22 protein-coding genes are annotated in these 22,736 nt (G+C 72.1%); 7 read left to right on the top strand and 15 right to left on the bottom strand.

Annotated elements, in window-relative coordinates; translation table 11 throughout:
* Window positions 1-19 precede the first annotated feature (19 nt).
* Both AB0I72_RS21200 and AB0I72_RS21195 read right to left on the bottom strand, forming a co-directional pair.
* Complete coding sequence (locus tag AB0I72_RS21200; RefSeq protein ID WP_358571356.1) at window positions 20-808, bottom strand: class I SAM-dependent methyltransferase; 789 nt, start codon at window positions 806-808, stop codon at window positions 20-22.
* A gap of 27 nt (window positions 809-835) precedes the next feature.
* Window positions 836-1,570: a Crp/Fnr family transcriptional regulator gene (locus AB0I72_RS21195; RefSeq protein WP_358571354.1), complete on the bottom strand. Its 735-nt coding sequence runs from the start codon at window positions 1,568-1,570 to the stop codon at window positions 836-838.
* A 222-nt stretch (window positions 1,571-1,792) separates the two neighbouring features.
* On the opposite strand from AB0I72_RS21195, the gene AB0I72_RS21190 reads away from it, so the two are divergent.
* Window positions 1,793-2,227 (top strand): hypothetical protein, encoded by a 435-nt coding sequence (locus AB0I72_RS21190; RefSeq protein ID WP_358571352.1) that lies wholly within the window; start codon window positions 1,793-1,795, stop codon window positions 2,225-2,227.
* A 2-nt stretch (window positions 2,228-2,229) separates the two neighbouring features.
* Entirely contained in the window at window positions 2,230-2,493 is a 264-nt protein-coding gene (locus tag AB0I72_RS21185) for a hypothetical protein (RefSeq protein WP_358571350.1), read from the top strand.
* 115 nt (window positions 2,494-2,608) lie between these two features.
* Here the strand turns inward: AB0I72_RS21185 and AB0I72_RS21180 are convergent, their stop codons facing one another.
* Genes AB0I72_RS21180 through AB0I72_RS21170 form a run of 3 tightly spaced genes read right to left on the bottom strand, consistent with a single transcriptional unit; the run spans window position 2,609 to window position 5,225 of the window.
* Window positions 2,609-3,496, bottom strand: coding sequence for a cytochrome c biogenesis protein CcdA (locus tag AB0I72_RS21180; protein WP_358571348.1), 888 nt, complete (start codon window positions 3,494-3,496; stop codon window positions 2,609-2,611).
* On the bottom strand, window positions 3,496-4,050 hold the full coding sequence (locus AB0I72_RS21175; RefSeq protein WP_358571346.1) for a redoxin domain-containing protein: 555 nt from the start codon (window positions 4,048-4,050) through the stop codon (window positions 3,496-3,498). Before AB0I72_RS21175 ends, AB0I72_RS21180 begins: the two co-directional genes overlap by 1 nt.
* A 2-nt stretch (window positions 4,051-4,052) precedes the next feature.
* Window positions 4,053-5,225: a DUF3179 domain-containing protein gene (locus tag AB0I72_RS21170; protein ID WP_358571344.1), complete on the bottom strand. Its 1,173-nt coding sequence runs from the start codon at window positions 5,223-5,225 to the stop codon at window positions 4,053-4,055.
* Window positions 5,226-5,433: 208 nt separating this feature from the next.
* Between AB0I72_RS21170 and AB0I72_RS21165 the strand changes: the two genes are divergently transcribed.
* Together AB0I72_RS21165 and AB0I72_RS21160 are read left to right on the top strand one after the other, a co-directional pair.
* Window positions 5,434-7,044 carry a radical SAM protein gene (locus tag AB0I72_RS21165; protein WP_358571342.1) on the top strand — a complete coding sequence of 537 codons (1,611 nt, stop codon included), beginning with the start codon at window positions 5,434-5,436 and terminating at the stop codon, window positions 7,042-7,044.
* On the top strand, window positions 7,041-7,874 hold the full coding sequence (locus AB0I72_RS21160) for a methyltransferase domain-containing protein (protein WP_358571340.1): 834 nt from the start codon (window positions 7,041-7,043) through the stop codon (window positions 7,872-7,874). The genes AB0I72_RS21165 and AB0I72_RS21160 overlap by 4 nt, the downstream gene beginning before the upstream one ends.
* Before the next feature lie 96 nt (window positions 7,875-7,970).
* On the opposite strand, the gene AB0I72_RS21155 is transcribed toward AB0I72_RS21160, so the two are convergent.
* The 4 genes from AB0I72_RS21155 to AB0I72_RS21140 form a co-directional block, all read right to left on the bottom strand.
* Window positions 7,971-8,366 carry a hypothetical protein gene (locus AB0I72_RS21155; RefSeq protein ID WP_358571338.1) on the bottom strand — a complete coding sequence of 132 codons (396 nt, stop codon included), beginning with the start codon at window positions 8,364-8,366 and terminating at the stop codon, window positions 7,971-7,973.
* Window positions 8,363-8,659, bottom strand: coding sequence for a DUF427 domain-containing protein (locus AB0I72_RS21150; RefSeq protein ID WP_358571336.1), 297 nt, complete (start codon window positions 8,657-8,659; stop codon window positions 8,363-8,365). The genes AB0I72_RS21155 and AB0I72_RS21150 overlap by 4 nt, the downstream gene beginning before the upstream one ends.
* A 113-nt stretch (window positions 8,660-8,772) precedes the next feature.
* On the bottom strand, window positions 8,773-9,087 hold the full coding sequence (locus AB0I72_RS21145; protein ID WP_358571334.1) for a thioredoxin family protein: 315 nt from the start codon (window positions 9,085-9,087) through the stop codon (window positions 8,773-8,775).
* Window positions 9,088-9,349: 262 nt separating this feature from the next.
* A complete protein-coding gene (locus AB0I72_RS21140) occupies window positions 9,350-10,129 on the bottom strand; it encodes an alpha/beta hydrolase (protein ID WP_358571332.1) in 780 nt (259 codons plus the stop codon).
* Between the two features lie 243 nt (window positions 10,130-10,372).
* Between AB0I72_RS21140 and AB0I72_RS21135 the strand changes: the two genes are divergently transcribed.
* Entirely contained in the window at window positions 10,373-11,107 is a 735-nt protein-coding gene (locus tag AB0I72_RS21135; protein ID WP_358571330.1) for a flavodoxin family protein, read from the top strand.
* A gap of 66 nt (window positions 11,108-11,173) precedes the next feature.
* Here the strand turns inward: AB0I72_RS21135 and AB0I72_RS21130 are convergent, their stop codons facing one another.
* Both AB0I72_RS21130 and AB0I72_RS21125 read right to left on the bottom strand, forming a co-directional pair.
* Window positions 11,174-12,250 (bottom strand): CU044_5270 family protein, encoded by a 1,077-nt coding sequence (locus AB0I72_RS21130; protein WP_358571328.1) that lies wholly within the window; start codon window positions 12,248-12,250, stop codon window positions 11,174-11,176.
* Window positions 12,238-12,804 carry a sigma-70 family RNA polymerase sigma factor gene (locus AB0I72_RS21125; protein WP_358571326.1) on the bottom strand — a complete coding sequence of 189 codons (567 nt, stop codon included), beginning with the start codon at window positions 12,802-12,804 and terminating at the stop codon, window positions 12,238-12,240. The genes AB0I72_RS21130 and AB0I72_RS21125 overlap by 13 nt, the downstream gene beginning before the upstream one ends.
* Before the next feature lie 269 nt (window positions 12,805-13,073).
* Here AB0I72_RS21125 and AB0I72_RS21120 point away from each other — a divergent pair, with 269 nt between their 5' ends.
* Window positions 13,074-14,348: an MFS transporter gene (locus AB0I72_RS21120; RefSeq protein ID WP_358571323.1), complete on the top strand. Its 1,275-nt coding sequence runs from the start codon at window positions 13,074-13,076 to the stop codon at window positions 14,346-14,348.
* 74 nt (window positions 14,349-14,422) lie between these two features.
* Window positions 14,423-15,487 carry a LacI family DNA-binding transcriptional regulator gene (locus tag AB0I72_RS21115; protein ID WP_358571320.1) on the top strand — a complete coding sequence of 355 codons (1,065 nt, stop codon included), beginning with the start codon at window positions 14,423-14,425 and terminating at the stop codon, window positions 15,485-15,487.
* 46 nt (window positions 15,488-15,533) lie between these two features.
* Here the strand turns inward: AB0I72_RS21115 and AB0I72_RS21110 are convergent, their stop codons facing one another.
* The 4 genes from AB0I72_RS21110 to surE form a co-directional block, all read right to left on the bottom strand.
* The gene (locus tag AB0I72_RS21110) at window positions 15,534-17,987 is read right to left on the bottom strand and encodes a SpoIIE family protein phosphatase (protein ID WP_358571317.1); all 2,454 of its coding nucleotides are present in this window, start codon (window positions 17,985-17,987) and stop codon (window positions 15,534-15,536) included.
* 200 nt (window positions 17,988-18,187) lie between these two features.
* Complete coding sequence (locus AB0I72_RS21105; RefSeq protein ID WP_358571314.1) at window positions 18,188-20,050, bottom strand: glycoside hydrolase family 3 N-terminal domain-containing protein; 1,863 nt, start codon at window positions 20,048-20,050, stop codon at window positions 18,188-18,190.
* Window positions 20,051-20,090: 40 nt separating this feature from the next.
* Window positions 20,091-21,632 (bottom strand): carboxylesterase family protein, encoded by a 1,542-nt coding sequence (locus tag AB0I72_RS21100; protein WP_358571311.1) that lies wholly within the window; start codon window positions 21,630-21,632, stop codon window positions 20,091-20,093.
* A 185-nt stretch (window positions 21,633-21,817) separates the two neighbouring features.
* Window positions 21,818-22,732, bottom strand: coding sequence for a 5'/3'-nucleotidase SurE (gene surE / locus AB0I72_RS21095; RefSeq protein WP_358571308.1), 915 nt, complete (start codon window positions 22,730-22,732; stop codon window positions 21,818-21,820).
* Window positions 22,733-22,736 lie beyond the last annotated feature (4 nt).

Below are 22,736 nucleotides of genomic sequence, written 5' to 3'. Positions count from 1 at the left end.
CGACGTCGGACGGAGGCTGTCAGCCGCCTGACACTGTCGTCCGCGAGGACGTGGTGTCGGGCGCGCGGGCCACCACCCTGGTGAGGGGGAGCGGAAGGGTGCGTCCCGGCGCCGCCCACCGTGTGAGCGACCGCTTCGCCGTCAGGATCCGCCGCCCGCCGACCCGGGGCAGGTAGAGGCCGTCCACCAGGAGCGAGGTGTGCTCGGGGCGGTCCATCCGAAGGTCGAACACGCGTCGCTCCCGTGACAGGACGGTCCACCCGCGGGAACGGAGCAGCGCGGCCGTCCCGTCGCACGCGCGCGGCTCCGGCCAGGGGAGGTGACGCGTGCGCAGAGCGGCCAGCACCCGGCCCCAGGCCACCAGGCCCCTCGGGGAGGGGCCCAGCCGCGCGGGGGTGAGTGAGACCAGCAGTCCCCCCGGTTCCAGGATCCGCTCGATCTCGCTCAGGACGGTGTCCAGAGGACGCAGGACCTGGAGGGACATCGCCGCGCAGACCGCGGCGGTCGAACCGTCACGGAAGGGGAGGGCGGTCGCGTCGCCCATGACGAGCGGACCCCGGCCGACCGCCGCCGCGTACGCCAGCTCCTCGGGCGAGGAGTCCAGGCCCACCCACCGCGGCTCGGAGATCCGGTCCCGGGTCGGTCCGGAGCCGCATCCCAGGTCGACGATGGCGCCGTCCCGCCCGTGCAGCGGATCGACCAGCCAGGCGTAGGGGTCGGCCCCGGCCAGCGCGAGAAGCCGCTCGGTGACGCCCGGGCGCTCCCCGTGGAAGCACGCCAGGTAGTCGGTCCAGGCACGGTCGTCCATCGGCCACCTCCGACGCGGTCCCGCGGATCACGCGCGGCCGTGCACGCGGCGTGCCAGCCCGCGGCGGTCGACCAGGTCGATCGCCGAGTAGCGGACCCCGATCAGCCCGTCCCTCTCGAACTCCTTGAGGACCTTGTTCAACGACGGTCTGCGCACACCCAGCATGGCGGCCAGGGTGCGCTGGGGAAGTTCGACGACGTCCCCGTCGGCCTCGTCCATCAGCAGCTGGGCCGTCTGCTGGGTGAGTGACCGGCCGAGCAGCCCGAGGATGCGCATGTGGCTGGTGTTGAGGCGTTCGGCCACGCTCGACAGCCAGCGCCGGGCCACGGCCGGGTGCGTGGCCAGCAGACGCTCGAACTCCTCGGAGTCCAGTTCCAGGATCTCGGTGTCCTCCAGCGCCCGACCGGTGTAGGGCAGCGGCATGTCCAACAGCAGCTGGATGTCGCCGTCCACGTCCCCGGGGCGCAGGATCTGCACCACGACCCGGCCCGGGCCGGATCCGGCCGTCAGCTCGACGTGGCCGGAGCGCACGATCCACACCCCGGCCGTGTGCGGTTTGGCGCCGAAGACCAGTCCGGAGCGGGGGACGCTGCGCCTGCGCAGGATCGACGCGAGGGCGGAGACGTCGTCTCCGGTCAGGGGTGTGGCGTGGCCGCGGCCCACACAGCGGGCGACCCAGGCGGCCTGCTGGAGGCGGGGGTCCTCGCGGCCTCCGAGCAGGCTGAGCGCGCGGTTCATGGCCGCTGGCGTCTGTGGGGACATGGGATCACGGTTCCTCGTCGGGAGAGGGCGTGTCCTTCGGCGGTGCGCGCCGTGCGGACGGGTCGTGTCGGTGGGACGTTATCGCACGTGACGGCGGCGCACGTGGTTTCCCGGCGATTCGGCGTTGTGTGCCCGCGGACACAGACACGGGGCGGGGACGGTCGGTTGTGTGGGGCGCGCAACGTACACCGGGGACCGGCCCCGGATCCGACGGAGGTAGAGATGTCAACGATCGCCCAGACCCCCACGCCACTGGTGACGCGCGTGTGGCGGGGCGCCGCCGCCGGTGTCGGCGGCGGCGTCGTCTTCGGAACGCTCATGGCCATGATGGGGATGCTCCCCATGATCGCCGGGATGGTGGGCAGTGACAGCGCCCTGGTCGGCATGGTGGTGCACCTGGTCATCTCGGCCGTGATCGGTGCCGGGTTCGGCCTGGTGGCCGCCCCGTTGGCCCACCGCGTGGGGGCTCTCCTGGCCGCCGGGGCGGGCTACGGTGCGCTGTGGTGGGTCCTCGGCCCGCTGGTGGCGATGCCCATGATGATGGGGATGCCGCTGTTCATGATCAACCAGATGACGATGATGAGCCTGATGGGCCACGTGATCTACGGACTGGTGACCGCCGGGGTGCTCTTCGCGCTCAGCCGCCGCAAGAACTGAGGATGCCGCCGCCCCCGTTGCGCGTGTTCGTCGCCCCGGGGTGCCCGGGCTGCGCACGCGCGCTGGAGTTGGCCGCGTTCGTGGGGCGGCGACGTCCGGCCCACACCGTGGAGGTCGTCGATCTGACCGATCCCGGGGCCGTGGTTCCCGAGGCGGTGGTGGGAACCCCCGCCTTCCTGGCCGGAGACCGCCTGTTCGCCCTGGGCAACCCGGAGCCGGAGCGGCTCCTGGCGGAGATCGACCGCCTCACCGAGGCGACGGAGTGAAAGGCCCGCGCTGGTCGGCCCCCGAACGGGGCCGATCAGCGCGGACGGTCTGGGCGAGCCGTCCGGTGAACACGCCCGTGCGCATCGTCATCGGGCAGTCCTCGCCCCGGGGACCTCACCGCTCCGACTCCCTCCCGGAGCGGCTCGGTTCCGACGCGCGTGCGCGTCGCGTCCGGAGCGCTCCGACCCCAGCGATCAGGACCGGTACGGCCAGGGCGGCGAGGAGCCAGAGCGCACCGGCTCCCTGGAGGAGCCGGGACAGCTCGCCCTGCCAGCGCACGACGGCGCCCACCACCGGATCCCCTCCCGCCGTACCCGCCAGGACGCGCAGCTCGAACCAGCCGTAGTAGGCGACGTAGGCCCCGGCTGACACCAACAGGGCGCCGCCCGCGCGCGTCACGTAGGGCAGGGCACGACGCAGGTGCGCGGTGACCGAGTCACGCGCCAGCGCGACCGAGACCGTCAGGACCCCGATCACCAGGGCCATCCCCAGCGCGTAGACGGTGAACACGCCGAGCAGGCCGAGAACCCCGCCGCCGCCCATGGCGCTGGTGGTCAGGGCCAGGAACGGCGCGACGGTGCACGACAGCGACGCGACCGCGTACGCGGCGCCGTAGACCGCCGCCCAGCGCAGCGAACGGGTCGGACGTCCGGGGGTGGGACGCGGCAGCACGATCCCCGCCTCGCGCCCGGTCAGCAGCCAGATCCCCAGCCCGACCAGGGCGGCGCCGATCACCAGGGTCGCCCAGGGAAGGTGCCGCTCCACCGTCAGGGCCAGCGGAACGACCGCCGCGCCGAAGAGCGCGAACACGGCGGTGAACCCGCCGGTCATCGCCGCCGTCGTGGCCAGGGCCCGGCCCAGCGTGCGTGCCCGGCCACCCGGGTGACCGTCACCGGAGGAGACCAGGAGTCCGACGTATCCGGGCAGCATCGCGAAGCCGCACGGGTTGAGGACCGCGAGCACGCCCGCGGTCAGCGCGATGGCGTAGGGGACCTGTTCCATCAGCCGAGGTCCCGCCCGGCCAGGACCTCGGCGCGCACGTGGTCGTCGAGATCGTCCTCGGCCAGGGTGCCCGTCACGGTGGCGTACGTGCCGTCCGGGCGCAGGAAGGCGAAGGCGGGCTGGCTGGCGACGCCGAAACCGGACCAGATCGCGCCGTCCTCGTCGACGATGTGGGTCAGGCCGTCCGTGGCGGTGCCGGCGGTGAACTCCCGCATCTCGTCGACCTGTCCGCGTCCGGCGACGCCGACGAACTCCACCTGGCCGTCGAAGCGGTCGGCGGCGTCGAGCACACCCGGCGCCTCGGACCGGCACACGACGCACCACGGCGCCCAGAACCACAGGACGACCGGTGCACCGCGCAGTTCCCCTCCGTCGAGCGCCTCCCCGTCGAGGGTCCGTGCCCGGAACTCGAACGCGGTCTCCTGGACCCCTTCCCGTTCCGTCGCCGTGCCGGAACCGGAACCGGACCCGGGCTCGGTCGCCGCGCACGCGGACAGCCCCAGGACCGCGGCGAGCACGGCGGCGGCCGGACGGATACGCGGGGCGGTTCTCATCGTCACCTCAGGATCTCGGTCTCGGGAGTGAAACCCACCCAGGCGAACCAGAAGGTGTCCAGGTGGTCGACCGGGGTGAGCCGTTCGCCCGCGAGCTCGCCGTCGACGGCGTGCCCGAGGATGTTCCACCGGCTGCCGGTCTGGTGGTCGGTGAAGCCGTCGCCGTCGGCCGCGAAGGTCAGGTCGCGCCCGTCCAGCCGGGGACGGAACACCCCGGTGACGGCCGTCTCCCGCCCCTCGGCGATCACCGCCGCGTCCAGGGCCGAGGTCGTGCCCGGACGCGCCCACACCGTGACGGGCTCCCCGTCGACCTCGGTCTCCACCACACCTGACTCCAGCGCGTGGTCCACGGGCACGGCCAGCGCGGCGTCCTCGGAGCCGATGCCGATGACGCGGGCCTTGGCGGGCAGCCGCGGGTCGGCGTCCGTGTCGAGCAGGAAGGGGTCGGTGTCGGGGTCGTCGTAGCCGACGTAGGGGTTGTGCCCGTAGTCGCGCTCGTGCCCGGTGTCCAGGCTGAGCACAGCGCCGTCGGGGTGGGCGTCCCGCCACTGGTCCCAGGAGACGACGGCCACGCTCACGCGGTCGAGTTCGGTGCCGGTCAGGGTTCCCGCCACGGCACGGCCCTCGATCTGCGGCCACAGCGAGTGCGTCTGGCGGTCGAACATCACCAGGTCGGAGTTGTAGAGCATCCCGGACACGCCGAAGTCGAGGATCCGGTCGCCCACCCTGCGGTCGAAGGCGAGCGCCGAGTCGCACAGCGGGCAGTAGGTGACCGCGACGGGCACGTCGGCGACGGTGTCGTTGACGATCTCGTGCCAGATGAGGATGCGCACCGGATAGGCGCGCTCCTCGCCCTCCACGGACACCCCCAGGACCGGGTCGGAGTCCTCCAGCCAGTCGACGTCCGCGACGTCCTCGAAGGCGGGGTCGGTCAGCGCCGGGATCCCGTCGGGCGGTGGGCCGCCGGTCACCAGTCGGTCCGTGTCCACCAGGGGGTCGGGGAGTTCGGGGTCGTCCGGGTCGGTGACGGCCGAGGGGACGTCCTCGTAGGGGCCGAGACCGGGGGACGGGGAGACGGAGGACGGCCGCTCGTCGTCGGAGGGAGCGGCCTGGCAGGCGCCGACCGCCAGGACGAGGGCGACCGCGGCCGCCGCCCGTCGTGCGGTTCGTCCCACCCCGTGCACCGATACCTCCCCGACGTCTCGTGCTCCAAGTCTGGCCACGGGCCCCCGGGCGGCTCCGCCATGTGTCAGCGGGCGGACAGTCTCGGCCGTGGGACCGCCGGTTTGGGATGGACTGCCGCGTGGCATGGGTCGGGCTGTGATGAGGGGAGGGCCCGGCCCACGCCGCGCCGCATCGTCGACAGGGAAGGCGGGCCCGTACGTGGCCGACCGAGCACGGGACCGCAACGAGGTCTTCGTCGAGTACACCAAGAGCATCTGTCCTGTGTGCAAGGTGGTGGTCGACGCCCAGGTCAACATCCGTGACAACAAGGTCTATCTGCGCAAACGGTGCAAGGAGCACGGCTGGTTCGAGGCGTTGGTCTACGGCGACGCCCAGCTGTACGCGGACTCGACGCGGTTCAACAAACCGGGCACCCTGCCGCTGACCTTCCAGACCGAGGTCAGGGACGGGTGCCCCTCCGACTGCGGGCTGTGCCCCGAGCACAAGCAGCACGCCTGCCTGGGCATCATCGAGGTCAACACCGGCTGCAACCTGGACTGTCCGATCTGCTTCGCCGACTCCGGGCACCAACCGGACGGCTACTCGATCACCCGTGAACAGTGCGCGCGCATGCTCGACACCTTCGTCGAGGCCGAGGGCGAACCCGAGGTGGTGATGTTCTCCGGTGGGGAGCCCACCATCCACAAGGACATCCTCGCCTTCGTCGAGATGGCCACCGACCGGCCGATCAAGGTCGTCAACCTCAACACCAACGGCATCCGCCTGGCCACCGACCAGCGGTTCACCGCCGCGCTGGCCGACCTCAACGGACGAGGCGGCACCGCCGTCAACGTCTACCTGCAGTTCGACGGCTTCGACGAGGCCACCCACCGCGCCATCCGCGGCAGGGACCTGCGCGAACGCAAACAGCGCGCCCTGGACAACTGCGCCGAGGCCGGGCTGACCGTCACCCTGGTGGCGGCGGTCGAACGCGACCTCAACGACCACGAGCTCGGCGACATCATCGAGTTCGGCCTCGCCCACCCCGCCGTCCGCGCCGTCACGTTCCAGCCGGTCACCCACTCCGGGCGGCACGTGGAGTTCGACCCGCTCACCCGGCTGACCAACTCCGACGTCATGGAGAGGATCACCGAGCAGCGGCCCGAGTGGTTCCGACCCGGCGACTTCGTCCCCGTCCCCTGCTGCTTCCCCACCTGCCGGTCGGTCACCTACCTGCTCGTGGACCGCAAGGCCGACCGCACCGACGTCGTCCCCCTGCCGCGCCTGGTCGACGTGGACGACCACCTCGACTACGTGAGCAACCGCGTCCTGCCCGACCCGGAACTGCGCGCCTCCCTGGAACGGCTGTGGAGCGCCTCGGCGTTCATGAACGCCCCCGGCACCATGGAGGGCCTGGCCGCGGCCACCGCCAACGCCGAGTGCGCGGCCTGCGGCATCGACCTTCCCCGGGCGGCCGAGGACCTGGGCGACAAGGTGTTCATGATCGTCGTCCAGGACTTCCTCGACCCCTACACCCTCAACGTCAAACAGCTCATGAAGTGCTGCGTGGAGGAGATCACCCCGGACGGGCGGATCATCCCCTTCTGCGCCTACAACTCCGTGGGCTACCGCGAACAGGTGCGCGCCCGGATGTCCGGGGTCGAGGTCGCCGACGTCGTCCCCAACGCCCGCCAACTGACCGACGTCACCGTGGAGTCGCCCTACGGGTCCCGCATCGCCCGCACCGGGCACGACACCGACACGAACCACCGCACGTCGATCGCCCCGGACCACACCAACGTCGGCCGACGGGCGGTGGAGGAGCCGTGACCGAGCGTCCGTTCCCCTCGACGCCCGCCCCCACCCCGGACCCCGAGGAGGTGAAGGCCTGCTGCGCGAGCGCCTACGGCAGCGACGCCGTGGCCCTGCTGCTCGGGGACTCCTACCACCCCGGGGGCCTCACCCTCACCCGTCGCCTCGCTGACCTCCTCGCCCTCACCGCCGACTCCCGGGTGCTCGACGTCGCCTGCGGCACCGGCGCCACCGCCCGCCTGCTCGCCCTGGAACACGACGCGAGGGTGGACGGCGTCGACCTCGGGGCAGCCGCCCTTCAGACGGCCCGTGCGACGACCGAGGAGGCCGGGCTCTCCGGCCGGGTGCGGTTCCTGCACGGGGACGCCGAGCGGCTACCGGTCCAGGGCGCCGTCTACGACGCCCTGGTGTGCGAGTGCGCCCTGTGCACCTTCCCCGACAAGGCCGCCGCCGCGGCCGAGTTCGCCCGTGTGCTGAAGCCGGGCGGGCGGGTCGGGATCACCGACGTCACGGTGGCCCGGGGCGGACTCCCCGACGCGTTGGCGGGCATCGCCGGATGGGTGGCGTGCGTCGCCGACGCCCTCCCCGCCGACGCCTACGCCGAACTGCTCCGTGACGCGGGCCTGCGCGTCCTGCGCGTGGAGGCCCACGACGGGGCGCTGGTGCGCATGATCGACCGGATCGACGCACGGATACGGCTCCTCGCCATGGCCTCTCCCGCGCGGATGGCGGAGGCGGGGGTCGACGCCGAAGCCGTCGCCCCCTACCTGGCGGCGGCCCGCCGCGCCGCCGACGAGGGGAACATCGGATACGCGCTCCTGGTCGCGGAGAAACCTGGACGGGGATGAGCTTCGCGGGTGCGCGTCCCAGCCCCGTGGGGGAGCCGTGCACCCGGCCGGACCCGAAGAGAGCCGGGAGCGTTCGGCCGGGCCGCCCGCGTCATCTCAGGCGAACGTCCCCAACCAGGTGGTCACACCGTAGAGCAGGGCGTAGGTGGCCACGGCGATGCCCAGTGCGAGCGCGATCCTCCCCCTGGCCTCGCGCGCCCCGTTCAGGGAGCACATCCTCCTCCGGTACAGCGACCACCAGACCAGCGCGCTCAGCACGGCCAGGCCCGCCAGCCGGAACCACCACGCGTAACCCTCGTAGAGGTCGGTGGCCCACACGAACGCGGTCCCAGCGCTGACCACCCCCAGCAGCGCCAGCACCGTCGGTCCCACGCAGCACAGGATCCCGACCAGCCCGGACACCAGGCCGATACGCACCGCGGCCAGCGGTCGGCGCGACGTCCCCGCGCCGGTGCCGTTCCCGGGTTCCAGGTCGGAGGAGGCCGCGCTCATCGGTCACCGTCCCGCTCGATGCGCACGCCCGGCCAGAACGCGACGTGGTCCCTGATCCGGCGGGCCAGCGGGCTGGGGCGCGGGTAGTACCAGGCGGCGGCCTCGTAGGTCCGCCCGTGCACGGTGACGTCGTAGTAGCGCGCGACGCCCTTCCAGAAGCACAGGCTTCGCGACCCGGACTCGGAGAAGTGCTCACGGCGCAGGGCCTCGGGCGGGAAGTAGTGGTTGCCCTCGACCATCACGGTGCGGGGCGCCTCGGCCAGCACCTCGCCGTTCCACACTGCTCGGATCATCACTCTCTCCGTACGAACGTCGTCGGCCGGTTCGGTCCAGCACATCGGGTGGTGGCTCCGTGCGGCGGTGGAGTGTCAGCGACGTGACAACGCGCGGGTGGACCCGTCCGTCGTCACACGTCGGTGAGTTCGCGGACCAGCGCCTCCACGGTCGGGGCTCCCGTGAGCCCCTCGGGTGAGGGGTAGACGCGGCAGGCGAGGCCGAAGGCCTCCCCGTGGTCGAACGGGTCGCGGCCGTTCACACGGATCGTGGGGGAGCCCGGGAAGCGCAGCTCCCGTGCCCGCGCCTCGGTGCCGACGACGACCAGCTCGACCTCGATCTCCGGGTGGCCCACGTGGGCGAGCGCCCGGCGCAGACGCTCCCGGGCCAGGCCCCAGTTGGGGCAGCCGTCGAAGTAGAGCAGTTGGACGTTCATCTCCTCATCCATCATTCCACCATGCCTCGTCGTCCAGGGCACGGCGGCGCCGGGAACCCTCGGGTCAGGGAGCCCCCGGCGCCCCGACCGTCCGCGTCGGGCGCACGGCCGTCAACGGACGGCTGTCTCCGCGTGCCGGGCCGGAAGCCCCTGTGCACACGGCTCGTGGAGACAGACAACCGTGCGGGAGCCGTCCTGGGCCCGGACCTGTCAGTGAGATGACACATCGGGTCATCGCGGGAGCACGCCCGGTCGGATGCCGGGGCGGGGCCGGTCAGCCGTCCGTGCCCACCGGTTCGGTCAGGAAGTCGGCCACCACGTCACCCAGCGCACGGTGGGCTTCGGCGTCGCTGATCTCGGACGCGCCGTCGCCCGGTTGGGGCCCGTAGGCGCCGAACTGCGCGTGGTTCATGCCGGAGATGGTTCGCGTGGTGGCGTCGGCGGGAAGGTGCGGCCGGTTCGCCTCGGTGTCGGCGGGGTCGGACAGACCGTCACGCCCGCCGGAGACCGAGAGCACGCGCAGATCCTCGCGCTGGGCCAGCCCCGCCCCCTCAGTGGCGTAGGACCCCCACAGGATGACACCCGCGAGCGATCCGCGCGGCTCGCCGCCCGCGTAGAAGGCGGCCATGGCCCCTCCCATGGAATGGCCGCCGACATACCACCGCTCGACGGTGTCGTCGCCGTCGATCAGTTCGCCCGCGCGCCCACGGCCGAACAGGGCGAGGTTCAGCGGCATGTCGGGGATGACGACGCGTACGCCGCTGCGGGCGACGATGGGCGCCCAGACCGCGGCGTAGGCCTCCGGCTCCACACGCGCCCCCGGGTAGAACACCACCCCCACGCGTGCCGGGGCGTCGGTCGGAGCCACGACGGTGGCCCGCGAGCCGATGTCCACCCGCACACCCGGCGTCCGCTCCGCGTCGGCGAGCGGTGCGGGTTCGGCGGGGAAGGAGTTCTGGGCCCAGGCGACGAATCCGCCCGCGGCCACGGCACAGAGCAGCAGGGCGACCCCCGCCGCGATGCCGATCCGGCGGAGTGCACGGCGGCCTCTCACGCGAGCGCGTCCCAGCTCGGAGCGCGGACGAGGTGGGGCGGGGCCGCGGGACCGCCGTGGGCGGCCGCGGTGCACGTCATGGTGAGCATGGGCACGACGGTACATCCCGCGCCTCGGCGCGTTCCCTCGGGCCGACGGAGGCCGGGGACCCCGAGCCGGGCCGCGCGGCGCGCGTGACGAGGAACCGGTCACCCGCCGTGATCAACTGGTGGCTGGCCATCGCCCGTGAGGAAGGACCCGATCATGCCCGAGCAGGAGACCGTCACCGGTGCGGCGCCGTCCTTCGACGGGCTCCGGGCGCTGTTCGTCAACTGCACCCTGAAACCGTCACCGCAGCTGAGCCACACCGAGGGCCTGCTCGAACGCAGCGTGTCCCTGATGCGGTCGGCCGGGGTCACGGTGGACACGCTGCGGGCGATCGACCACGACATCGCGACCGGGGTCCACCCCGACATGACCGAGCACGGGTGGGCGGTCGACGCCTGGCCACGGGTGTACGAGCGGGTTCTGGCCGCGGACATCCTGGTGCTGGCCGGGCCGATCTGGCTCGGTGACAACAGCTCGGTGATGAAGAAGGTCGTCGAACGGCTCTACGGATGCTCGCACCTGCTCAACGAGCGGGGCCAGTACGCGTACTACGGCCGGGTGGGCGGCTGTGTGATCACCGGCAACGAGGACGGGGCCAAGCACTGCGCGATGAACGTGCTCTACAGCCTCCAGCACCTGGGGTACACCGTCCCGCCCCAGGCCGACGCCGGATGGATCGGCGAGGCGGGTCCCGGCCCGTCCTATCTGGACGAGGGGTCGGGCGGGCCGGAGAACGACTTCACCAACCGCAACACCGCGTTCATGACCTACAACCTGATGCACCTGGCCGCGATGCTCAAGGCCGCCGGGGGCGTGCCCGCCTACGGCAACCGACGTTCGGTCTGGGACGCCGGATGCCACAGCGGGTTCGACAACCCCGACTACCGCTGAACCCGTCTCCGATGCGGCGTGGCCGGTCCCGGCGCGCGACACCGGGACCGGCCACGCCACGGCGTCCTAGGGGCGCTGGCCGATCTCCTGGACCCAGCCCGACCAGACGTAGCTGACCTGCTCGGACAGCAGCGGGTACGCCAGCCCGAACTCCTCGGCTCGGTCCAGGGAGGGGTCCTCCTCCAAGAGGATCGTGTCGCGGTACAGCAGCGACGCGTCCTCGGGGTCGTAGAGGTAGCGGTGCTCGGACACGGACACCTCGTCCTCGACGCGGACCCGGAAGAGGTGACCCTCACGGTCCAGCGGATCGGTGGCGGTACCCAGGTACTCCACCTCGCCGCTCTCGGCGATCATCCTCTGCACGGCCGCCTCCTCGGCGCCGGAGAGCGGACGCGAGTCGTACAGGTTCTCCGCGGAGTTGACCAGGTTGGCCAGGGAGTCGTCGACGGGGCCCTCGCCGAAGTCGCCCAGGAGCTCGGTCATCCCCGCGGTGTCCGTGGGCAGTTCCTCGGGCCAGACCAGGGACGGTTCCAGCCGCTCCTCGTGGGTGTCGGTCTGCTGCTCCAGGAACCACTCGTGGTCGGACTCCTGCCCGCCCGTCTCCAGCGGCGGCTGGGGGTGCTGGTCCTGGCGCATGGCGCCTTCCAGATCCTGCCACTCGTTCCACTCGAAGGGGATGAACCCGTATCCGCGGGTTTCCTCAGGGTCCTCGTCCCCCGCGTTCGCGGTCAGCCGGTACAGGGTGGTGCCGGTGGAGGAGACGAAGCCGACCTCGCCCTCGCCTCGGGCGTCGCCGCGGCCCTCGGCGGTGTCGGCCAGGGCCAACAGCCGCTCGGTGCCGTCGGTCGGCTCGCCTCCCACGACCTCGATCGGCTCGGGCGGCGCGGCGTAGGCGGCCGGCACCCCCAGGGGGTCGCCCTCGGGAAGCAGCATCGCGGCGGCGCCGACGGCCAGGGCGGCGGTCGCCGCTCCAGCGGCCAGAACGGGGATACGGCGCCACAGGGGTCGGGCCATGGGGGTGTTCTCCTTCAGCCGGATGACGGCGTTGGTGCGGGCCCACTGCCGGGCCTGCGGGGTGGGTGCGGTGCCCTTGGCGGGGTCGGCGCCGTTCATGGCGGTGCGCAGTGCGTTCAGGTCGTCCATGCCGCCTCCTCGACAGTGCGGTTCCGATGGGGGCCGGAGTCCTGGGCTGTGTGAGCGGTCAGTTTCTTTCGGGCGCGGTGCAGGCGGCCCCGGGCGGTGACGGCGGTGCAGCCCACCACCGCGGCGGCCTGGCGGCTGTCGAGTCCTTCCCAGGTCACGAGCATCACCAGTTCGCGTTCGATCTCCGACAGCCGTGCCAGGGCCGCCAGGGCCTCGGTACGTTCGACCACCCGGTCGGCGTCGTCGGCGTGGTCGGTGACGCGTCCCGGCTCCTGGCTCAGCGACTCCACGATCAGGTTCTGGCGTTGGGACCTGCGTAGATGGGCCAGGGCGATGCGGCGTGCACACGCGTACAGCCAGGGCAGTTCCCGTTCCGGGATCAGGCGCTTCTTGTTCCGCCAGGCCACGGCGAACGCCTCCGACGCCACATCGTCGGCGTGGTCGGCACCCACCCTGCGTCGTGCGTACCGGTACACGGCGTCGTAGTGCTCATCGAACAGGGCGTTGAAGGCGCGCTCGTCGGAACAGTGGTCTCCGACGCTGCTGCGTCCCATGGGCATACCTCCCGTCCTCTCACCTGTCTCATGTCGGTACGGGGGCCGAGTGTGAGACGACCGATCGGACTTTCTCCTCCGGGAACCGATGCCGGGGGCGGCCAGCGGGTGCGTACTCGGTGTCCGTGGGATGTTTCGGGTGGTCGTGTAACGATTCCGGGTTTCTCACCGGTAGCTCTGTCGTCGTGCGTCGTCGGATGCTTCTCTGGTTGCACGTGTAACCCAGGTTCGAGCCTCCCGTGGGCTCCGCTCCGCCCGTGAGGTATGCCATGCAGTCAGACCCCGCACCCCACACATCCCAACGCCCGTCCGACACCACCGCGCGCACAGCGCTCCGGCGCGTCGTCCCGCTCGTGTTCGCGGTGCTCCTCCTCGACGGCTACGACACCACGGCCCTAGGATTCGCCATCCCCGCGCTGGCACGGGAGTGGGACCTGGCCCCTGTGGCGTTCACCCCCGCCCTCGTGGCCACGAACTGCGGAGTCGTCATCGGCTATGTGCTGTGCGGCCGACTCGCGGCCCGATTCGGTCGGCGTGCGGTGATCTCCGCGGGCACCTTGGCCTTCGCGGCCGGGTCCGCCCTCACCGTCGCGGCACAGGATCCCGCGCAACTGGCCGCGATCCGGGCCGCCACGGCGGTCGGCCTCGGGGTGGTGCTGCCGACCTGTATCTCCCTCGCCGCGGATCACGCGCCCGCCGCACGTCGCGGCGCCTACACCGTCGGCGTGACCCTGGCCCTGAGCGTCGGGGCGACGGCGGGCGGGCTGATCGGTGGGAAGCTGATCGCCGCGTACGGCTGGACGTCGGTGTTCTGGGTGGGCGCCCTCCTCCCGGCCGCCCTCGTTCCCGCCCTCATCCGATGGCTGCCCGCCGAGCGGACCGGACCGCGTCGTGCGACATCCGACGAGCGGCCCCCAGTCGGCCTCACGCAGCTGTTCACCGCGGGCGCCGCGACGTCCACGCTTCTGCTCTGGTCCTTCGCCTTCCTGGTGTTCACGGCGACGTTCGCCCTTCAGGCATGGCTGCCCACCGTCCTGGCCACGGCCTACGGCGCCGCCCCCGAGGACGCCCCGCTCGCCTCCGCCGCCCTCGGCTTCGGCGGTGTGGTCGGCGGACTGGCGCTGGTGCCCGCGGCGGCCCGATTCGGCATACCCCGGGCCCTGGTCGTGGCGATTCCCGCGGCCGGTGCGACGCTGGTGGTCGCGGGCGGGATGGGTACGGCGGACATCTGGCTCTTCATGGTCATCGCCGTCACGGGGGCGGGCGTCTCCGTCGGCCTGATCGGCCAGGCGGCGCTGGCGGCTCAGACGTACCGCCCGGAGGTCAGGACCACGGGGATCGCGGGGGCGGCGGCGATGGGGCGGGTGGGGTCCGTGGTCGGTCCCGCCGTCGCCGGGGCACTGCTCGGGGCGGGCGTGGCCGGTCAGGAACTGGTCCTTGTGGTGGCCGTGCCCGTGTTCGGGGCCGCGCTGATCGCCCTGGTCATCGCCTGGCGCCGCAACGGGCTGGGAACGGAGGCGTCCGCCGACCGGCACGGCGGCTGACGTCGACGGCGGCGCCCAGCCCGTCGGAGCCGAGGGAGGAGCGGACCGACGGGCGCCTCAGCCTGCCCAACCCGATGACGCGTGTAACCTGGAACGGCATGGTACGCGGTTCGGGGGGAGTACTGGGCGCGATGGCGAACAGGGCGTCGGGGGCGGCGTCGGTCACGAGCGCTGACGTGGCACGGCTGGCGGGAGTATCGCGCGCCACCGTCTCATTCGTGCTCAACGACACCCAGGGGCACAGGGTGAGCGAGCAGACGCGGGAGCGGGTTCGGTCGGCGGCACGGCAGCTCGGCTACGTGCCGAACGCCGCCGCCCGGTCCCTACGTGCGGGCAGGAGCAACCTGATCCTCATGCCCGCATCCGTGTCCGCGGCGGGACGCCTGGTGAGTGACTGGGTGGACGAACTGCACAGCGCGCTCGAACAGCGCGGATACGTCACGGTCCTGCACGCCGGGAGGTTCGCGGACCCGGTCGACGCCGCCCGGGCGTGGGCGGAGCTGCGGCCCGCCGCCGTGCTGGCGCTCGACGGCGACCGGTTCACGACGGAGGCCTCCGGCGTGCTGAAGCGCGCGGGCGTCCGCGCCCAGCTCGTGTTCGCCTCCCGGCCGATCGCCGGCATGTACACCATCGCGTTCGACCACGCCGAGATCGGGGCGGCGGCCGCGGAACACCTGGTCGCTCGGGGACGCACCAGGATCGGTGTGGTCATGCCGCCGGAGCGCGGGTTGGACACGTTCGCGCGGCCGCGTCTGGCCGGCGCGCAGCGCGTCGCGGCCCAGCACCCGGTGACCGTCTCACCGGTCGAACTCGCCTACTCCCAGGAGGCCGCGTCCGGCCTGGCGGCCAGGTGGAGCGCTCTCGGGCTGGATGCCGTGTTCGCGTTCAACGACGAGTACGCCGCGCTCCTGATGCACGCGTTCCGCGGCGCCGGGCTGTCGGTGCCGGACGACGTCGCCGTCGTCGGCGCGGACGATCTCGTGCTCGCCGCCCTCCAGCAGCCCGCCCTCAGCAGCGTGCGACTGGAGCTCCCCTCGGCGGAGCGGATCGCGGGCGTACTCGACGAGCTCGTCGTCGAGGGGTCCGCGGATCCCGTCGCCGGTATGCGGGCGCACGTCGTGCATCGCGCGAGCTCGTGAACCGTGGGTTCGGGGGCGAGGACGCCGAGGACGCCGCGTGCCGTGCTCACCCCGTCGGACCCGACGAGGGCAGGAGCTGCTCGGCCCAGATCGTCTTCCCGGCCCCTGAGTGGCGGCTGCCCCAGCGATGGGTGAGCTGGGCGACGATGAAGAGGCCGCGGCCTCCCTCGTCGAACACCCGGGCGCGACGCAGGTGAGGGGCGGCGCTACTGGTGTCGGTGACCTCGCAGATGAGAGTCGCGTCCCGGATCAGCCGTAGCCGGATGGGCGGGCTGCCGTACCGGATGGCGTTGGTGACCAGCTCGCTCACGATGAGCTCCGTGGTGAGGACGCAGTCCTCCAGTCCCCAGGCCGCCACCTGGCCGCACGCCAGTTCCCGGGCGTGTTGGACGACCGCGGGATCCGCTGACAGATCCCAGGTGGCGACCCTGTCGCTGTGCAGGGCCCGGGTTCGGGCCAGGAGCAGGGCGACATCGTCCTTGGGACGGTGGTGCGCGACGTTGCGCAGAGCTCTGTCACACGCGTCCTCCAGCGACGGCATGGACCCGGAGAGGGCGTCGCGGAGCCGGGCGTATCCGACTTCCTGGTGGTGATCGCGCGTATCGACCAGGCCGTTGGTGTAGAGGGCGAGGACGCTGCCCTCCGGCACGTCGAACTCCACGACCTCGAAGGGCAGACCACCGATCCCCAGGGGAGGCCCGGCCGGAACGTCCTCGAGGTAGCGGACGTTTCCGTCCGGGTAGGTCAGGGCCGGCACGGGGTGCCCCGCCCTGGCCATGGAACACCGCTGGGAGATCGGGTCGTAGACGGCGTACAGACACGTGGCTCCCACCTCGCCCGTGGTCTCCCCCGACCAGGCGTCGAACTCCGGGCCCTCGGAGTCCAGGCGCAGCACCAGGTCGTCCAACTGGGTGAGCAGCTCGTCGGGGGTCAGGTCCACGTCGGCCAGGGTGCGCACCGCCGTGCGCAGCCGACCCATCGTGGCGGTGGCGTGGATGCCGTGACCGACCACGTCACCCACCACGAGCGCCACCCGCGCCCCCGACAGCGGGATGACGTCGAACCAGTCACCGCCGATCCCGGCCTGGGAACGGGCCGGCACATAGCGGGACGCCACGTCCACGGCCCGCTGCGCGGGCACCTGGCGGGGCAGCAGGCTGCGTTGGAGGGCGAGCGCGGTGGCCCGCTCGCTCGTGTAACGGCGCGCGTTGTCCACGCTCAGCGCCGCGCGGGCCACCACCTCGGAGGCGAGGAGCAGATCATCCTCGTCGAAGGGGTCCGCGGTCCGGTGGCGGGCGAAGATCGCCACTCCGAGCGTCAGGGAGCGGGCCCGTACGGGCACCACGAGCATCGAGTGGATGCCGTGGGCCCTGATGCTCCGAGCGCGGGCCGGTGAGCCCGAGGCCCACCAGTTCAGGGTCTCCTCGCTGACCCGATGCAGTGAGGCCTGCCCGCTGGCCAGCGCGAGAGCGGGCGGTGACCCCCCGGGGTAGGTGTACGTCGTTCCGACCCGGACAGCCGCCTCGGGGCACCCGGTGAGCACGGACCTCTGGGCGGTACGGCGGAACAGGGGCTGGTCGCTGGGCGGTCCCGTGAGCGGCTCGTCCCCGTGGAGGACTCCGTCGAGCAGATCCACGATGGCGAAGTCGGCGAAGTGGTCGGTGGCGACGACCGCCAGTTCGTCCGCCGTGCGGGCGACGTTGAGCGTCGTGCCGATTCTGAACCCGGCGTCGTTCAGTATGCCCAGCCGTTGCCTGGCCAGGAACTGCTCGGTGGCGTCCATGGCGGCCATCGACATCGCGTGTACGCGGCCGGACCGGTCCTTGACGGGGTAGAGGGTGAGCAGCCACGCGTGCTCACGTGTCTCACCCGGGGTACGAAGATACGTTTCGTAGAGCACCTCCTCTCCCGTGGTCAGCACGCGATCCACGAATTCGGAGATCCGGGCCAGACCCTCCATGCGCACACCGGGTCCGCGTTCCCCCAGGCTCAGGCCGAGCAGCTCCCGCTCGCTCAGGCCCATCGTCCGCTCCGTGGCCGCGTTGGCCGCGATCGCCACACCGTGCCGGTCGAAGAGCGCCGTCGGCAGCGGGATCTGGTCCAGGGCCCACTGCTTGAGCACGGAGATGTCGGGTGTGGATTCGCCGGTGCCGTCGTCGTCGGCGGCATCACCGGTGGGCCGGGGCTCGGCGAACGTCAGGAGCCATGCGTCCTCGCCGACCGCGTCGAGCATGGGGTACGCGCTCATCCGCAGGTCACGTGTGCGGCCGTCCTTGTGCCGCACCGCGATCCGCCCCGTCCAGGGCCCTCGCCCATCACGGTCCCAGGGGAGGGGCGGCGCCGGATCTCGGGCGAACAGGTCGGCCGCCGGGCGACCGACCACCTCCACCGGCTCGTAACCGAGGACCCCGCGTGCACCGGTACTCCACGCGGTCACGATGCCCCGACCGTCCAACGTGAGGAAGGCCGGTTCGACCGAGGCGGCCGTTTCACGCTTCATCGGCGCTTCCTCTCCACGTGCGACCGCGACCTACGGCCCGGAGGATCCGTTTCGTGGCTCAGTTTCCAGCTTGCGCCCTCCCTGAGCTGCTGACAAGCACATCCGTGTCCGTGGGGGAGGCCCGCCTCAGGGCGGAGGCGGGCCTCCCCTCGACGGGGTGGTCGGGGCCGGGGCGGGGCCCGGAGCCGTGCGGGACGCGGTCAGCGGAGGCGGAGGCCGTGGCCGTAGGGGTACAGCGGGTCGACGGCGTCGTTGGGCAGGTCCTCGCATCCCTCCCTGACATCGTCCATGGAGCGGGCGAGCTCGAAGGGGAGGGTTCCCTCCGCCTCGGCATGGCCGAACAGCACGTCCAGGACGGCCTCGTCGCTCGCCCCGTAGTCCGCCAGGAGGGCTCCCGCCGTCGCGGCGATCTCCGGGATGACGGCGGGCCGGTCGAGGAAGACGTCGACCACCGTGGGCACGGCCCGGGCGAGTTCGAGGATCGGGCGCAGTTCCTCGGGGGTGAAGTCGAGCCTTCCCGCGCGGAAGAACTGCTCGAATCCGCCCTCCCGCTGGTCGTGCGGCGCCGCCACGCGCACCACGGCCACATCCGCCTCCTCCGGTGAGGCCACGACCGTCGCGTACCGTGCGGCCACGGAGGGGTCCACACCCCGCACGTAGATCCGCGCACCGGGGCTCAGCGGGAGCAACGGCTCCTCCGCTCCTTCGGGCCGGTCCTTGAGGACGGTGAGGGACCGGCTCTGCGCCGCGCGCCCGGCGGCGACGAACTCCGGGCTGCCGCAGACGGCGGCGGCCTCGTCCGGGTCGACGTAGGGGTCGTCGAACAGGCCGAGGACGAACTTCTCGCGCAGCAGGCGCCGCACCGACACGTCGACGCGGTCCTCGGCGACTCCGCCGTCGCGGACGAGCTCGACGACGAGTTCGGGGGCCGCCTCGCCGCCGAGTTGGTCGGCGCCCGCCGCCAGGATGAGCTCGACCCGTCCGGCCCGGTCCAGGTGCTCCACGCCCCACGCGCGGGCCGGGAACGGGGCGCCGAGGATCCGGGAGTCGGTGACCAGCCCCCAGTCGGTGCAGACGATGCCGTCGAAGCCGTACTTCTCCCGCAGCAGCCCCGTGACGACCCCCTTGTTGAAGCCGAAACCCACTTCGTCGTAGGGCGTGCCGACCGGCATCGCGTAGTACGGCATGATCTGGGAGGTACCGGCTGCGAAGGCGGCCTCGAACGGGATCAGGTGGTAGTCGAAGTTCGCGCCGGGGTACACCTGCTCACGCCCGTAGGGGAAGTGCGCGTCCTCGCCGTCCTTCTGCGGGCCCGCGCCGGGGAAGTGCTTGGTCATCGCGGCGACGCTGTGGGGGCCGAGGCTGTCCCCCTGCAAGCCGCGGACACAGGCGGCGACCAGGCGGGCGGAGGTCTCGGCGTCGGAGCCGAAGGTGCCCATGACGCGTGCCCAGCGCGGTTCGGTGGCGAGGTCGGCCGTGGGGTGCAGGGCGAGCCGGATTCCGACGGCCAGGTATTCGCGGCGGACGATGTCGGCGTGGCGACGAACGAGCTCTTCGTCGCCGATGGCCGCGAGTCCGGGCGGCTCGGGCCACAGCGAGAACCCTTCGGTCTGCGCGCTCGCCGCCGGGTTGTCCACGAAGCCGTGGCGGGGATCGGTGGAGACGGTGACCGGGATGCCGAGTCGGGTGCCCGCCGCCAGGTCCTGTAGCCGGTTGTTCCACTCCGCGATGCGCCGCGGCGCCGCGGCCCCGAAGAGGTTGAAGTGGTTCATGAGCTTGTCGGCCACCAGGGCGGAGGTCGACGGGTACATGGGGTCGTCGACGGGATCGTCGGGCCCCGGTTCGACCAGTGTGCCGTCGGCGTTGATGGTGATCATCGTCTGGAAGAGCAGGCCGGCCTTCTCCTCCAGCGTCATGCGCGCGACGAGATCGGCGACGCGCTCGTCGACCGACAGAGTCGGGTTCTCGTAGGGCTCCATCGTGCCGTTGCCGTTGAGGTCCCTGAACCGGGTCCCGTCGGGGGCGGTCAGGAGGGCCGGGCGGGTGGGCGCCGTGTGCGGCATGGGTCCGTCTCCCTGAGGGTGTTTGGAGTGTGCTGGGGGCTCATCCGCGTCGGTGGAAGAGACCGCGCGAGTGCTCCGCCGGATCGTGGACGATCCCGGTGATCGTGTCGAAGCGCATGGTGCCGCGCGAGGGTCGGTCGTACCGGTCCCACACGGGCAGACCGTCGTGGTTGGGGTCGCCGGTACGGGCGAAGGAGATCCACGCCCGGTGCATGGCGCGCGCGAGGGCGTCGCGGCTCTGGGGCGGCATGTCCGCCACGAAGGGCGCGTGTGCCCACTGGTCGAAGTTGTCGAAGACGAAGGGCAGTTCGAGGCAGTGGGTGGCGCCCAACAGGCCCTCGTGCGCGGGTGTGGGGTAGTCGAACTGGTACGCCCACACCGGCCGCCCCGACTCGGCGCGGGCCTCGGCGACGTTGACGGCCGGGATCCGGAACAGCTCGTCCGTGATCAGGTCCGTCAGGACGTCGACGGGGCGGGAACCGGGGCGTGCGGCGGCGTAGGCCCGGTAGGCGGTGGCCGCGTCCCGTGCACCGAAGGTCTCCGCCAGGCGGCGCACGACCCGCTCCTGGGTCGCGGTCGCGTACTCCTCGCTCAGGGCGAAGCCGAAGGTGGCCTCCTCCCGTGTCCACCCGATGAGGACGTCGATGTCGGGGTCGGCGTCCTGGAGGAGGCTCTCGACCGGATGGCGGGCCATCGTGGCGTCGTCGACCACCGGCAGGAAGGGGGTGGCCCAGTAGCCCCAACGCGAGGTGGCCGCGAAGAACGCCCCCGTCGCGTGAATGAGCCGTTCCCACTGCATGGCGCGGAGTTCCGCCGGATCACGGGTCCCCAGCAGGTCGAGGAATCCGGCGCAGTGTCGCGCGTAGGCGGCGCGGTCGGGCAGTTCCAGACCCAGGGGCGGGCTCTGGAGGATCGCCCGCTGGAACAGGTGTCGGGCCTTCGGGTGTCCGGTCAGAGCCGCCGTGGACAGGGCGCCGCCCGACTGGCCGGCGACGGTGACGCGGTCCGGGTCGCCGCCGAAGCGGGCGATGTTCTGCCTGACCCAGTGCAGCGCCGCGACGAGGTCCGTGATCCAGACGTTGGCCGACTCGTCGGCGTCGTCGGCGTCGTCGAGGCACAGGTAGCCCAGAGCGCCGATGCGGTAGTTGACGGAGACCACGACGAGGTCCCCGTTGTCGGCGAGTGTTCGGCCGGAGTAGATGGGGAGGGAGCCCGAGCCCGAGACGAACCCGCCGCCGTGGATCCACACGAGTACGGGGCGCGCCGCGTCGTCGACGGAGGGCGTCCAGACGTTGAGGGTCAGGCAGTCGTCCGAGAAGGGGGGCGCGCCGTGTCCGCCGAGGATGGGATCGCCGTGGGGCAGGTACATCTGCGGGGCGCTCGGTCCGTCGACGGTCGCGTCCCGTGTGCCGCTCCAGCCCGGGTGCGGTCGCGCCGGGCGCCACCGCAGTTCGCCCACGGGCGGCGCGGCGTACGGCACGCCCCTGAAGACGGCGACACCGGACTCGTCGGCTCCCGCCAGGCGTCCGGTCTCCAGGTCCACGACGGGCGTGCTGGTCCTGCTTGCTTCGGGCGTCGTCATCCGGACATTCCCCTTCTAAGTGCGTCTGGAGGGAGGACTTCCAGTCAGAGCGGTATGGGGTGTGGTGCGGCCAGGGTTGGCGCGCTACACAAGACAGAGAAAGATTACACGTGTAACCACAGGGCTCGCCGCCCCGGTCCCGGCCCGCCGGGGCACGCGACAGTGCGGCCCCGGCGGCCCCATGGCTACGGCTGGACTCCCCTGAGCAGGAACCTCGCCTGGGCGAAATCGGACCGACCGGTGTTCCAGTCCGCGGAGATGGGGGTCATCGACACCTGGTCCGCGAGGATCGCCGCGGTGTCGCTGCGCCTCGGCGGATCCCGCAACTCCACGGTCACCCCGACCTGCCACGTTCCGTCTCCGGAGTCCGTGTAGGTGGGCTTCAGGATGCTCTGCTCGTCCTGGAAGGTCACCGCGGCTCCCTCGGCCAGGCCCGTTCCGTCCTCGCCGACGATGGGGTGGTTGATGTTGAGCCCGACCCCGTCGGGCAGCAGCGCGTCCGACCGGGAGCGGTCCTGGAGGTGGTCGATGAGTTCCACGACGAAGTCGCTGGTGCGCCCCATCGCGTTGACGGTGGGCTCGTGCACGGGCACGGCCAGGTCGCCGGTGCTCACCGCGAACGCCGGGACGCCGCGCTCCAGCGCGGCGATCGCGCCGCCGACCGTGCCGGAGTGGTTGGCGATACCGGCGACATTGATGCCGAAGTTCGCGCCGGAGATCACCAGATCGGGCTGGTCCTCGCCGTAGACGGCGGAGAGCCCGAAGGCCACCGCGTCGCCGGGGGTGCCGTCGACCGCCCACACATCGGGCTCCGGGTGCTCCACGGCGATGGTGTCGGACGTCGACATCTTGGTGCCGGTGCCGCTCTGGTTGGTCAGCGGCGCGACGATGGTCACGTCGTGCCCCGCCTCGGTGAGGCGGTCCGCCAGGATGGTGATGCCCGGCGCCTGGTAGCCGTCGTCGTTGGTGACCATGATCCTGAGCGCATCGTCGTCGGCTTCGGGGGCGGAGGGCAAGACGGACGCGGCCGTCGGCGCCGTCGCGAGGGCGAAGGTGCACAAGAGCGCACCGGAGAGTGTCAGTAGTCGTGTGCGTCTCAACTCA

This window comes from Nocardiopsis sp. NPDC049922 (assembly GCF_040660275.1).
Classification (GTDB): domain Bacteria; phylum Actinomycetota; class Actinomycetes; order Streptosporangiales; family Streptosporangiaceae; genus Nocardiopsis.
Note: the sequence above shows the minus strand (reverse complement) of the source record. Positions and strands in the feature narration are given on the sequence as shown.